Source organism: Sinorhizobium fredii NGR234 (assembly GCF_000018545.1).
Lineage (GTDB): Bacteria > Pseudomonadota > Alphaproteobacteria > Rhizobiales > Rhizobiaceae > Sinorhizobium > Sinorhizobium fredii_A.
In genome coordinates, this window is sequence record NC_012587.1 from 1,782,320 (window position 1) to 1,794,811 (window position 12,492).

Sequence of the window (12,492 nt, forward strand, 5' to 3'; positions counted from 1 at the left end):
GCCAAAGGCCTCCCGCGGTCGTAAGAAACGCCCATGACGCAAAAGAACAAGAAGATCGACGAGGAGGCGCTGGCGGAAGCCTATAACCGCGCTCTTTCCCTGGAAAAGTCCGGCAGCTTCGACGCGGCCGCGGCAGCCTACCGCGAGGTGCTGGACCTCGATCCCGACGATCACGGTGGCGCTTCGGTCCGGCTTGCCTCGATGGGGCGGGGCGAGACGCCGGTCAAGGCTCCGGATGCCTATGTCGCAACCCTTTTCGATCAGCATGCGGACGTCTTCGACAATGTGCTTGTCGATCAGCTTGGCTATTGCGTGCCGCTCCTGGTCCGCCAACGTGTCCAGGCTTTGGATCTCGGTCCGTTCAAGCGGGTACTCGACCTCGGCTGCGGCACGGGCTTGACCGGCGGCGCCTTGCGCGACATGGCGGAAGACATCACCGGCATCGACCTTTCCGAGAACATGGTCGAGATCGCCCATGAGAAGGACCTCTACGAGACGCTCTACGTCGCCGAAGCGGTCGATTTCCTCGACGACAATGAAGAGGCGCCGTTCGACCTGATCGTCGCCACCGATGTCCTGCCCTATATGGGCGCGTTGGAGGCCCTTTTCTTCGGCGCCGTCGACAACCTCGTACCGGGCGGCCTGCTGATCTTCTCCAGCGAAACTCTTCCCGATGAGACTTTCGCCGGCAACCCCTTCATGGTCGGCCCGCACCAGCGCTTCGCCCATTCGGAAGCCTATCTGCGCGACCGGCTCACCGCGACCGGATTCGAGATCGTCGAGGTGACCGACATCACGGTGCGCATGGAAGAGGGCGAGCCGATTGCCGGACAACTGGTGATCGCCCGCTTTCTCTAGGCTGAGCCAACATTCGATCCGGGCGCACGCTCTTGCCCCGGCGCCGCGAAATCCTATTCTGCTCGCATGGAACTTGTCGAAGTCTTCCAGCGCCTCAGCGTCGCATTCTCGGTCGGCCTTCTCGTCGGTTGCGAGAGAGGATGGCAGGAGCGTGACGAACGCTCCGGCGGACGAACTGCGGGCATCCGAACGTTCGGCCTCGCCGGCTTTCTCGGCGGGCTTTCGGGCTACCTTCAGACGCTCGCAGGTCCGGTCGCGCCGGCGGTCGTGCTGTTGCTGTTCGGCTCCGCCTTCGTCCTGTTCAGAATGCGCGAGGCAAAGGAAGAAGAAGATTTCGGCGTGACCACGGTCGTCGCGGCTCTCGTCGTCTTTGCGTTGGGTGCGACCGCGGTCGTTGGCGATGTGCGGGTTGCCGCAGCCGGCAGCGTCGCGACAACCGCGTTGCTTGCCGCCAAACGCAGCCTCCACACTTTTCTGGAGAAGTTGACCTGGCTCGAACTGCGGGCCGCCATCGTTCTCCTCGCCATGACCCTGGTGGCCCTGCCACTCCTCCCGAACGAGACGGTCGATCCGTGGAATGTACTCAATCCTTTCGAATTGTGGCTGTTGACGATTACGATCGCCGCCATCTCGTTCGCCGGCTATGTCGCCATCCGAGTTGCCGGCGCCAGTCGTGGCATTCTGTTTGCCGGCGCGGCCGGCGGCCTGGTTTCCTCGACCGCGCTTACCCTTTCCTTCGCGCGCTTCGCAGCGGAGGCGCCGGAAAGTGCCCGGCGACTGGCGTCCGGCGCGGCGATAGCCGGCGCACTGTCGCTGATCCGCGTCCTCGTCATCGGTGCTGCCTTGGCGCCGGTTCTGCTCGTGCCGCTAGCGATTGGGCTCGTTCCGGCGGTCTTGATGATGCTGGCTGCCAGTGTCGTCGTCATCCTTCGCGACGCCAGCAAGAAGGCCGCACCGGATCTCCATCTCGACAATCCGTTCGAGCTTGGGGAGGTGCTGCGTTTCGGCGCCTTGCTCGGTACCGTGATCGTGGCCTCAAAGGTGCTGGTCGACAAGATCGGCGCAACCATGCTGTTCGCCGTCGCCGCCATATCGGGTCTGATGGACCTCGATGCCATCACGCTCTCGACGGCGCGCCTCACCGGGACGACGGTCGATACCACGACAGCCGTTGCCGCCATCCTGATCGCCGTTGTGGTCAATCTGCTCACAAAAGTCGTGCTGGCCTTCACAGCGGGCGGCAAAGGGCCGTACGCGCTTACGCTTGCGGTGACGACCGCCCTTGCAATCGCCGCGGGCGCCCTCGGCTACTTCGTCCTCGGCTCCTTCGTCCCGGCATCATTCATGCCGGCATGAAATGGTAGCTACGGCCGGCGCTCGGCCTTCCGCCTTCCGACCAATTCGGCTAAATCTTTCGCCAATTGGAAACAGGAGCATTCGCAATGGCCAAAGTCGCATTCATCGGTCTCGGCGTCATGGGTTATCCGATGGCCGGCCACCTCAAGAGCCGCGGCGGACATGAGGTGACCGTCTACAACCGGACTTTCGCGAAGGCCGAGCGTTGGGCGGCCGAGTTCGGCGGGCGCGCCGCGGCGACGCCGGCGGAAGCGGCAAAGGACCAGGATTTCGTTTTCGCCTGCGTCGGCAATGATGACGATCTTCGTTCCGTCACCACCGGCAAGGACGGTGCCTTCGAGACGATCGCGCCCGGCACAATCTTCATCGACAATACGACGGCTTCCGCCGAAGTTGCCCGCGAACTCTATGCCGCCGCCGGCGCCAAGGGTGCGCATTTCATCGACGCGCCGGTTTCCGGCGGCCAGGCGGGCGCCGAAAACGGCGTGCTGACGGTCATGTGCGGCGGCGATGCCGAGGCCTTCGACAAGGCCAAGCCGGTGATCGAAGCCTATGCCCGTATGGTCGGCCTGATGGGACCGGCCGGTGCCGGCCAGCTTACCAAGATGATCAACCAGATCTGCATCGCCGGTCTCGTCCAGGGTCTCGCCGAGGGCATCCACTTCGGCAAGAAGGCAGGGCTCGACATTAAAAACGTGATCGACGTCATTTCCAAGGGCGCGGCCGGTTCCTGGCAGATGGAAAACCGTCACAAGACGATGAATGCCGGAAAATACGACTTCGGCTTTGCCGTCGACTGGATGCGCAAGGACCTAGATATCGTGCTCGCGGAAGCCCGGCGCAACGGCGCCAAGCTCCCCGTCACCGCCCTGGTCGACCAGTTCTATGCCGAGGTCCAGGCTCTTGGCGGCAGCCGCTGGGATACGTCCTCCCTGCTCGCCCGGCTCGAAAAATGACGCTCTCGCCGGCGTCCTCGGCGGAAGAGATCATTGAACATATGCGTGGCCTTGCCTCCGCGGAAAACCGCGCCGGCATGGCACGCTTCGGCATCGCAACCGAAACTGCGCTCGGCATTTCCAATGTCGAGCTCCGTCGCATCGCCCGGTCGACGAAAACCGATCATGCTCGAGCACTGGAACTCTGGCAGTCGGGCATCCGCGAGGCCCGCATTCTGGCGGCCTACACCGCCGATCCGAAGGCATTGACGCTCGACGAGGCCCGTCTTTGGGCCGCCGACTGCAACTCGTGGGAGGTCGTCGATACCGTGGCCGACCTGTTCGTCGCGGCGCGGTTCGAACAAGTGCTGATCCCGGAATTCGCCAATGATAACCGGGAATTCGTCCGCCGCCTCGCCTTTGCGATGATCGCCACCTGCGCGGTGCACCTCAAGCAGGAGCCGGACTCGGCATTGCTCGCCTGGCTGCCCTTGATCGAGGCCCATGCCGGCGACGAACGCAATTTCGTGAAGAAGGCAGTCAACTGGGCGCTACGGCAGATCGGCAAGCGCAGCGCCGCCTGTCACGGGCCGGCTCTGACCCTCGCGGAAAAGCTCGCCGCGAGCGGCAACCGCGCGGCGCGCTGGACAGGCAAGGACGCGCGTCGCGAACTGGACAGCCCAAAGGTGCGCGTCAAGCTGGGGCTTGCCGGCTGAGAAACAAATATCGCCAGTGAATTCACGAAGATAGAAGCGAAAGCACCACTTCCGCCTCAACTGCGACGCGCCTAGTCGTCGCTCGACTTCGCCTGATCGATGACCATGTAGTCGAGCGGCAATTGCGTCGTGTACTTGATCTGCTCCATGGCAAAGGCCGACGAGACGTCGCGGATCTCGATTTTGGCGATCAGCCGTTTGTAGAAGGCGTCATAGGCGGCAATATCCGGCACCACGACGCGCAGCAGATAGTCGACGTCGCCGCTCATGCGGTAGAATTCCACCACTTCCGGAAAATCGGCAACGACTTCGGAAAAGCGACGCAACCATTCCATCGAGTGGGCACTCGTTCGAACCGAGACGAACACCGTCACCTTGGTGTTGACCTTGACCGGATCGAGCAGCGCGACGCGGCGGCGAATGACGCCATCCTCTTCCATCTTCTGGATGCGCCGCCAGCATGGCGTCGTCGAAAGCCCGACCTTCTTGGCGAGGTCGGCAACGGCCAAAGTCGAGTCCTCCTGCAGAAGACGCAGGATCTTGCGGTCCAGACGATCCATGGAAAATCCTCTCGAATATTTTTCCCTCTATAGCGCGGAATTCATGAAAAGAAAGAAAATTGTTTCACCGGATCAGCACCTCGACCCGTTCGCGCAGATAGGGAAGGAGTTCTGACTCGAACCACGGATTCTTCCGCAGCCAGCCGGTATTGCGCCAGCTCGGGTGAGGCATCGGCAGTACAGCGGGGCCTGTGTTGCGCTTCACATACCGCTCCCAGTTACGGACGGTATCGGTCATCGATTTCGGACAGTCGGCTCCGATATGCCAGCGCTGCGCATAGTGGCCGACCGCCAGTGTGAGCTCGATCTGCGGCATGACGTCGATCACCCGCCGCCGCCACAGCGGCGCGCATTCGGCGCGCGGCGGCAGGTCGCTGCCGTGCCTGTCGTAGCCGGGAAAGCAGAAGCCCATCGGAACGATGGCGAAGTTGCGCGGATCGTAAAAAGTGTCGCGATCGACCGCCAGCCATTGCCGCAGCCGGTCACCGGAAGCATCGTTGAAGGGAAGCCCGCTTTCATGCACCCGCAAGCCCGGCGCCTGGCCGGCAATGAGGATGCGGGCGGTGGCGGAAAGGACTGCCACGGGCCGCGGCTCATGCGGCAGCCGATGGGTTTCGCCGCGCGCCGGATCGTCGCGACAGAGGCGGCAGGCGGCGATTGCGGCCCGCAACTCCCACAACCGCTCGTCGGCGCTAGGCACCGAGGACCTCCTTCGCGATCCGCCAAGCCTCGTCTTCGAGCCACTGCACGATAAGTTCAAGCCAATCGCCGGCCCGGTGCGGCGCCTCCTCGGCTTTGCCCTGGGAACGGCGCCACTCCTGCGGGCGGACGAAATCCCCGGCCCACAGCCCGGCTCGGCTGTCGCGCGCCAAAGCCTCTTCCTCACGGTAGAGCCCGTAGCTGACGGCATGGCCGGAGAGAACCATCTCGCGGCCGATGTCGCGCCCACCGGCCTCGCACAGGCCGAGCTCACGCCCGTAGCGGTCGTGGCCATGAAGGCGGCAACGCGTCGTCGTTCCGCCAACGAGATCCTCTAGACGCTGCTGCGCCTCCGCGCCGCAGTTCCATCTCGCCCCATCACGCCGGCAGGTCTGACCGATTTCCGGGGCGTCGATACCCTCGACCCTCACGCGGCGCCCGCTAAGCCGCAGACTGTCTCCGTCGCTCGCCACGGCGGCGCCGCGCAACTCCCCAGTTACGGCCGCTTCCGGCGGCGGCAGCCTGGAAGCGACATAGGCGCCAAGGCTCAGCAGCAGCAGGAACACCCAGCCGCCGATCAGGCTGCCGCGCCCTTGCCGGCGGTCTTTTCGCGGCGGAGTGTTTCCCGGCCGCCCAAAAGCGAAGCGCCGGCTGGACGGCGTCGGCTTTCCACCACCGACAATACGGAACCTGCGGTGCTCTGGCTTCAAGCGGCGGCCTCTCTGTTCGGCATCAACATCAGCTCCATCCATTGTCGCGCAAGGCAAAAAGACGCAATCGCGCCACAATGGTTGTCGAGTCCCTATTCCGCATGTTTCCTTGGATCATGCGATCAAGGATAAAACATGCAGAAATTCAAAGCGCTACGGCGACCTTGGCGCGTCTGAAAAGACGCACGGCGCAGCAACTTCTTAAGGATTACATTCTAGACTGCAAGCCAAACGCAATCCCGATCCACGAGCATGAGCATCGCTGTCAGCACATCGACTGATAAGATCATCGTCGACAAGTCGCGAAACCATCGGAACAAGGCTGTTTCGAAGGCGGTGCGCGCGACTCGTCAGCGGCTGCAGACCGGTTCGTCCGCGCCCGCCGGCTTCGACCGCGAAATGCTCCTTCTGCACATCGATGCCGTCTTGCACGGTGCCATCGCCCTCCCGCTGCTCGTCGGCTTGATTTCGGCGATCGGTGTTTATCTTTCCGAAGAGCCGGGCATCCTCCTTTGGGGCCTGATGGCGCTTTCTGCCCACGCAGTCACGGTTTACCTGGCGCGCAAGGCAAAGCAGCAGAACATCGGCGCGGAGAAAGTCGCCATCTGGCGCCGCCGTTTTCTCGCCAGCCAGTTGCTCATGGGGCTATGCTGGGCGATCTTTGCCCTCCAGGACTGCGGCGCCTGCGGCGAGATCCAGTTCGCTCTCTTCGAAGGCACCGGGCTTTTCATCGCGCTTGCAGCCACCGCTATGGGAACGTTCCTGCTGCGCAACGCCTTGGTCTATACCTTCCTTCCGGTCGTCGGCGCACTCGGTTTCTCGTCGCTGACGACGGGCGATCCCATACATGTCGGACTGACCGGCATTCTGTCGCTGTCGCTCGTTTTCCTGGCCTTCATGACGGAGCGCATGAACAAGGCGAATGTGCATATCCTCTCCATGCAATCGGAAAAGGACGACCTGATCGCTGAACTCGAAGTGGCGAAGTCCATGTCGGACGAGGCGCGCCGGCGTGCCGAAGAGGCGAACCTCGCCAAGTCGCGCTTCCTTGCATCGATGTCGCACGAGTTGCGTACGCCGCTCAACGCGATTCTCGGCTTCTCGGAAGTGATGTCGACGGAGGTGCTGGGTCCGCTCAACAATCCGACCTACAAGGAATATACGGTCGACATTCACCGCTCCGGCGAGCATCTGCTGAACCTCATCAACGAAATCCTCGATCTTTCCCGCATCGAGGCCGGTCGGTACGAACTCAACGAAGAGGCGGTCAATCTCGTCGAGATCGCCGAGGATTGCATCGGCATGGTGCAGCTCCGCGCCCGCGGCAAGAACATCACGATCGAGCCGCAGTTCGAGCAGGCCATGCCCTCCGTCTGGATCGACGAGAAGGCGATGCGCCAGGTCGCGCTCAATCTGTTGTCGAACGCCGTCAAGTTCACGCCCGCCGGCGGGGAAATCACCGTCAAGGTCGGCTGGACCGCCGGCGGCGGACAATACATCTCCATCAAGGACAATGGCCCGGGCATTCCCGAGGAAGAGATTCCGATCGTGCTCTCCGCCTTCGGACAGGGCTCGATCGCGATCAAGAGCGCCGAGCAGGGCACCGGACTTGGCCTGCCGATCGTCCAGGCGATCCTCGCCAAGCACAACGGTCAATTCATCCTGCGCTCGAAGCTTCGCGAAGGCACCGAGGCAATCGCCATCCTGCCGCCGCGCCGCGTGTTGCAGAGCCTGCCGCCGGTCGAGGACGCCCCCTCGCCGGCCCGCCGCCGCAAGAGCTTCGCGTGATCGAGTAATTATCGTCGGTCGTCAGCCTAGATAGCGCGCCAGAAACACCACGTACAAAGCGTAGGTGGCATTCGCCAGGATAAGGCAGAGGCAGGCGAAGGATCCGAGATCCTTGGCGTGCTTGCCCATGTCCGAGATTTCCGGCGAGACGCGGTCGACGATCTCTTCGATCGCCGTATTGATCGCTTCGAAAGCCATCATCAGCAGGAACAGGATGGCCATCGCCACATATTGGAAGAGGCTGGCGCCGGCGATGACGAAGGCGGCCATTGCAACGGCGAAGGCAATCAGCTCGTGGCGAAAAGCCGCCTCGCCGATCAGCCGCTTCGCACCGCCCAGCGAATAGCTCGCGGCCGCAAAGAGATGCCGGATGCCGGTATGCTTTGTGACAGGGGCCGCTTGACCGTGACGGGAGGTGGTGTTCTTGGCGTCCATTTCATCTCGACGAGCTTGACTGTGCAGCTTCGACATTGCGATTGCGGCGAATGCGAGGCCGGCTTCAATTGAAGAACGCCCCCATGTCTCCCGATAAGCGAGAAGGCGCGCCGCATCAAGACCGCAGTCGCCAAGCATACCATGGCTGACAGTCGACCGACAGGAATGGACCAAGCTTGGGCTTCAGTCCTTGTTGCTGACGCCGGCCTGGGCGAAGGTCGCCATTCCGCCATGGCAAGCGGCAGCCGCCTTGACGATGCCTGCGGCAAGTGCGGCGCCCGTGCCCTCGCCGAGCCGCATGCCGAGCGCCAAGAGTGGTGTCTTGCCGAGCTTTTCGATGGCGCGGATGTGCCCCGGTTCTCCCGAGACATGGCCGATCAGGCAATGGTCGAGTGCCGCCGGATTGGCAGCCTTGAGGATCGCTGCAGCGGCCGTCGCCACGTAGCCGTCGATGATCACAGGCACCTTCTGCATGCGCGCCGCGAGGATGGCGCCCGCCATGGCGGCGATCTCGCGCCCGCCGAGCCGGCGCATCAGTTCGAGCGGATCGGACAGGTGATCGCGATGCAGCGCCACAGCCCTCTCGACCGCGGCGATCTTGCGCTTCAACACTTCGCCTTCGGAGCCGGTGCCCGGACCGACCCATTCCTCCGCCGTCCCGCCATAGAGGCCGAGATTGATGGCGGCGGCGATCGTCGTGTTGCCGATGCCCATTTCGCCGATGCAGAGCAGGTCGGTGCCGCCGGCGATCGCCTCCATGCCGAAGGCCATCGTCGCGGCGCAGTCGCGTTCGGACAGCGCCGCTTCCTCGGTGATATCGCCGGTCGGATAATCGAGCGCCAGATCGAAGACCTTGAGCCCGAGGTCATGCGTCACGCAGATCTGATTGATGGCCGCGCCCCCGGCGGCGAAATTCTCCACCATCTGGGCCGTAACCGACGAGGGAAAAGGCGTGACGCCCTGCCTGGTCACACCGTGATTGCCGGCGAAGATCGCCACGAGCGGCCGGTTGACCGCAGGCGGACGGCCCGTCCAGGCGGCGAGCCAGAAAGCGATTTCCTCAAGACGGCCGAGCGCACCCGGCGGCTTCGTCAACTGCGCGTCCCGTTCACGCGCCGCAACAAGTGCCGCCGCATCCGGTCCCGGCAGGTTTCGCAACAACTCGCGGAAATCATCAAACGGCAGGCCGCTGGCACTCATGGGGAATCCTTGCATGTCCGAAGGTGGTCGGCGCCCGTCATAGAGGCTGCCAGCGTTTCCGGCAACGGCATTTGCGCCAAATGCTGTCGCCGGAGCATGATCCGGCAAAGGGCCGGCGATTCGGGCGGCTCCGACCTGGGAGCGACAATGCGCTTTATCGGCAACCTTTGTGATGATCTGGCGCGATCGGTGGCGTTCCTGAGCCGCATTCCCATGCCTCGGCGGCATTTCGTCGATTATGACGGTCGGCTGAGCCGCGCCGTGCGCGCCTTTCCGCTTGCCGGGATTGTGATCGCCCTGCCCGCCGCTTTGCTGGCGGCGCTCCTGGACGTGCTTCAGGCGAGCTCGCTGTTCACCGCTTTCCTGATCGTCGCCATGCAGGCGTTGGTCACCGGCGCGCTGCACGAGGACGGCCTCGGCGATACGGCCGACGGCCTGGGCGGCGGCCGCGATCGCGAGGCGGCACTGACAATCATGAAGGACAGCCGCATCGGCACCTATGCCGCGGTCGCGCTCATCCTTTCCTTCGGCCTTCGCGTCTCGGCGCTCGCCGCCTTCCTGCCGCTCCTCTCTCCCCTTGGTGGCGCATCGGCGCTTCTCGGGACTGCCGCCCTCAGCCGCATGGCCATGGTCTGGCACTGGTCGCGCCTGCTCCCGGCGCGCCGCGACGGCGTTGCCGCGGCAGCAGGCATTCCGGAACCGCGCGCGACATCACAGGCGCTGGGCTCCGGAGCAATCCTCGCGCTTCTGCTGTTCTATGCAGCCGGGATTCCGCCGATTGCAGCGCCGCTCGCTTTTGCCGCTTTCGCCGTCACAGTGTTGGGCTTCGGCAGGATCGTCTCCCGCAAGCTCGGTGGCCACACCGGCGACACGATCGGCGCCACGCAGCAGCTGACGGAAATCGCGGTGCTGGGCGCCCTTGCGCTGGCGGTCTGAAAGGCCGATATAGTTTGACGAACCCTACGGCGCCGCGCGTCCTATCAGACACGCGAAAGGCTGTAGCCCTTTGAATTGCTGCATGTTTTCAGTAGCAGAGCGCGCCAGGCCGATGGAATCTCCCTGCATTCTCGTTTGCGCAATCGACGACCGGACGGGCTACTGTTTCGGCTGCGGCCGCACGCGCGATGAAATCGGCTCCTGGACGCTCTACACCGAAGCGGAGCGGCACAACATCATGCTGGCGCTGCCGGCGCGCCTGGAAACGGTCGAGCGAAAGCCGCGACGCGAAACACGCCGGACGCGGCTGGCGCGGGAACGAAGCGGCATATGAACCGTCTGATCCTTCTGCTGGCAATCCTGGGCATCGGCCTCGCACTCCTCCTCATCAATCACGACAGCGGCCAGACCCTCGGCATGAACAATGACGACTTCGGGCAACTCGTCTCGCTCGGTGCCATTGCGACGCTGCTGGCCGCCGGGATACTCCGCAGCCGACGCCATTTCGGGGAGAGTGTGCGCCAGATTGCCATATGGCTGCTGATCGCCGTTGGCCTCGTTTCCGGCTATGCCTATCGCGTCGAGCTTCAGGCCTTCGGCGATCGGGTCCTTTCCGAACTGATGCCCGGCCGAACGATGGTCGTCACCGACAGCGGGGGGCAGCAGGAAGTCGTGCTGCGCAAGCGCCTCGACGGCCATTTCCAGGCCGACGCAACGATCAATGGCCGGGCGGTCAGCATGCTCGTCGATACCGGCGCCAGCAGCATCGCCCTCACCTACGACGACGCCGAACGGATCGGCCTCGATCCGTCGAACCTTGGCTATACGCTGACCGTGATGACGGCAAACGGGCCGGCGCTTGCCGCGCCGGTGACGCTGGAGCAAATTGCGATCGGCTCGATCGAGCGCCGCAATATCCGGGCAACCGTCGCGGCGGAAGGCAAGCTCGACCGCAGTCTGCTCGGCATGAGCTTCCTCTCGACCCTCGATTCCCTGCAGATGCGGACCGATGAACTGCGGCTGCGGGACTAGATCCATCCTTGTCGCCGTCGCGACGGTTCTCGGCGCTCCGGTCTGGGTGCGGCCTTTGGCCAATGCATGCCGCCCAAATGTGTGCGGCGGTTTGGGATGACGTAATTTGGCTTGGCGAATGCTTTTCCGTCCTCATCCCTGTGCTTCTCACAGGGATGAGGACGGAGGAGAGGCCCTGCCGTTCCGCAACCGACGAAGCTATTGTCGTGTACCGTGGACTACGTTTGAACGCCCCGCGCTTGAGGCGGACCGCCGCCGTCAGGCGGCCGTGATCCGTTCGCGGTACTTGTCGATGATGACGGCCAGGATGATCACGACACCGGTAATCAACTGACGCATGAAATCGCTCAGCCCGAAGAGGATGAGGCCGTTCGCCAATACGCCGATGATGCAGGCGCCAAGCAGCGTCCCGATCACGCTGCCGCGTCCGCCGCTGAGGCTCGTTCCGCCGATGATGACGGCGGCGATGGCGTTGAGTTCGAAGCCGATGCCGATGATCGGGCTGGCGATGTTGAGCCTTGCCATGTAGACCATCGCGGCAATCCCGACCAGGATGCCGGCGATCGTGAACGCCGCGATCTTGTAGGTCATCAGCGAGTGGCCGGCGAGGCGAACGGCTTCCTCGTTATTGCCGATCCCGTAGAGCAGCCGCCCGAACACCGTCTTCGAAAGGACGAACCAGGCGACGGCCACAAGAGCAAGCGCGATCAGGAAGACGACCGGCACGCCGTAGATCATCTGCGAGCCAAAGGCGTTGAAACTCGCCGGAAAGGAATAGATGGTCCGGGCATCCGTCACCTGCAGCGCGGCGCCGCGGGCGATGTTAAGCATGCCGAGCGTGACGATGAAGGACGGCAGCCCCCAGAAGGCGCTGATCCAGCCGTTCAGGAAGCCGCAGAGCGCACCGGTCCCGACCGCCGCAACGGTCGCCAGGCTCACCGCCTGGAAGACCGAGAGGTCCGGAATGGTCAGCACCGAGCCGCCGACCACCGCGCAGAACGCCAGCATGGAGCCGACCGAGAGATCGATGCCGCCGATAAGGATGACGAAAGTCATGCCGATCGCGAGGATCAGGTTGATGGTGATCTGCGTCAGGATGTTGGAAATGTTGTTCGGCGACAGGAAGTGATCCGTCGTCAGGGCGAAAAACAGGATGAGCAGCAGGAGGGCGATGCCGATGCCGGCGTCGCGCAGCAGCAGCTTCATCGAGACTGCCGGGGCGACCGCTGCGACCGGCGCGCTTGGTACTTGTTCGTCGAGTTGCATG

The 12,492-nt window shown here is 63.6% G+C and carries 14 protein-coding genes; 8 read left to right on the top strand and 6 right to left on the bottom strand.

The genetic code is table 11. From position 1 onward, the window contains the following. Nucleotides 1–33 precede the first annotated feature (33 nt). From NGR_RS19860 to NGR_RS19875, 4 genes are all read left to right on the top strand, one after another. Nucleotides 34–858, top strand: a complete 825-nt coding sequence (locus tag NGR_RS19860; protein WP_012708256.1) for a class I SAM-dependent DNA methyltransferase — start codon at nucleotides 34–36, stop codon at nucleotides 856–858. Nucleotides 859–924: 66 nt separating this feature from the next. Continuing rightward, the gene (locus NGR_RS19865; RefSeq protein ID WP_012708257.1) at nucleotides 925–2,214 is read left to right on the top strand and encodes an MgtC/SapB family protein; all 1,290 of its coding nucleotides are present in this window, start codon (nucleotides 925–927) and stop codon (nucleotides 2,212–2,214) included. A gap of 86 nt (nucleotides 2,215–2,300) precedes the next feature. Continuing rightward, nucleotides 2,301–3,170, top strand: coding sequence for an NAD(P)-dependent oxidoreductase (locus NGR_RS19870; RefSeq protein ID WP_012708258.1), 870 nt, complete (start codon nucleotides 2,301–2,303; stop codon nucleotides 3,168–3,170). Next, a complete protein-coding gene (locus NGR_RS19875) occupies nucleotides 3,167–3,865 on the top strand; it encodes a DNA alkylation repair protein (protein WP_164924353.1) in 699 nt (232 codons plus the stop codon). Before NGR_RS19870 ends, NGR_RS19875 begins: the two co-directional genes overlap by 4 nt. A gap of 71 nt (nucleotides 3,866–3,936) precedes the next feature. Here the strand turns inward: NGR_RS19875 and NGR_RS19880 are convergent, their stop codons facing one another. From NGR_RS19880 to NGR_RS19890, 3 genes are all read right to left on the bottom strand, one after another. Further along, a complete protein-coding gene (locus tag NGR_RS19880) occupies nucleotides 3,937–4,425 on the bottom strand; it encodes an Lrp/AsnC family transcriptional regulator (RefSeq protein WP_012708260.1) in 489 nt (162 codons plus the stop codon). Nucleotides 4,426–4,489: 64 nt separating this feature from the next. Continuing rightward, nucleotides 4,490–5,125, bottom strand: a complete 636-nt coding sequence (locus NGR_RS19885; RefSeq protein ID WP_164924354.1) for a uracil-DNA glycosylase family protein — start codon at nucleotides 5,123–5,125, stop codon at nucleotides 4,490–4,492. After that, nucleotides 5,118–5,834: a thermonuclease family protein gene (locus NGR_RS19890; RefSeq protein ID WP_012708262.1), complete on the bottom strand. Its 717-nt coding sequence runs from the start codon at nucleotides 5,832–5,834 to the stop codon at nucleotides 5,118–5,120. The genes NGR_RS19885 and NGR_RS19890 overlap by 8 nt, the downstream gene beginning before the upstream one ends. A 252-nt stretch (nucleotides 5,835–6,086) precedes the next feature. Here NGR_RS19890 and NGR_RS19895 point away from each other — a divergent pair, with 252 nt between their 5' ends. After that, entirely contained in the window at nucleotides 6,087–7,622 is a 1,536-nt protein-coding gene (locus NGR_RS19895) for a sensor histidine kinase (protein WP_012708264.1), read from the top strand. Nucleotides 7,623–7,643: 21 nt separating this feature from the next. On the opposite strand, the gene NGR_RS19900 is transcribed toward NGR_RS19895, so the two are convergent. Beyond that, nucleotides 7,644–8,057 carry a diacylglycerol kinase gene (locus NGR_RS19900; RefSeq protein WP_164924355.1) on the bottom strand — a complete coding sequence of 138 codons (414 nt, stop codon included), beginning with the start codon at nucleotides 8,055–8,057 and terminating at the stop codon, nucleotides 7,644–7,646. A gap of 183 nt (nucleotides 8,058–8,240) precedes the next feature. Continuing rightward, entirely contained in the window at nucleotides 8,241–9,257 is a 1,017-nt protein-coding gene (gene cobT / locus NGR_RS19905) for a nicotinate-nucleotide--dimethylbenzimidazole phosphoribosyltransferase (RefSeq protein ID WP_012708267.1), read from the bottom strand. Nucleotides 9,258–9,404: 147 nt separating this feature from the next. Here cobT and NGR_RS19910 point away from each other — a divergent pair, with 147 nt between their 5' ends. The 3 genes from NGR_RS19910 (at nucleotide 9,405) to NGR_RS19920 (ending at nucleotide 11,225) form a co-directional block, all read left to right on the top strand. After that, nucleotides 9,405–10,193 carry an adenosylcobinamide-GDP ribazoletransferase gene (locus tag NGR_RS19910; protein WP_164924356.1) on the top strand — a complete coding sequence of 263 codons (789 nt, stop codon included), beginning with the start codon at nucleotides 9,405–9,407 and terminating at the stop codon, nucleotides 10,191–10,193. Between the two features lie 112 nt (nucleotides 10,194–10,305). Beyond that, on the top strand, nucleotides 10,306–10,527 hold the full coding sequence (locus NGR_RS19915; RefSeq protein WP_164924624.1) for a DUF1289 domain-containing protein: 222 nt from the start codon (nucleotides 10,306–10,308) through the stop codon (nucleotides 10,525–10,527). Continuing rightward, complete coding sequence (locus NGR_RS19920) at nucleotides 10,524–11,225, top strand: TIGR02281 family clan AA aspartic protease (RefSeq protein WP_012708268.1); 702 nt, start codon at nucleotides 10,524–10,526, stop codon at nucleotides 11,223–11,225. Before NGR_RS19915 ends, NGR_RS19920 begins: the two co-directional genes overlap by 4 nt. 258 nt (nucleotides 11,226–11,483) lie before the next feature. Here the strand turns inward: NGR_RS19920 and NGR_RS19925 are convergent, their stop codons facing one another. Beyond that, nucleotides 11,484–12,491 (bottom strand): ABC transporter permease, encoded by a 1,008-nt coding sequence (locus NGR_RS19925; RefSeq protein WP_012708269.1) that lies wholly within the window; start codon nucleotides 12,489–12,491, stop codon nucleotides 11,484–11,486. Nucleotide 12,492 lies beyond the last annotated feature (1 nt).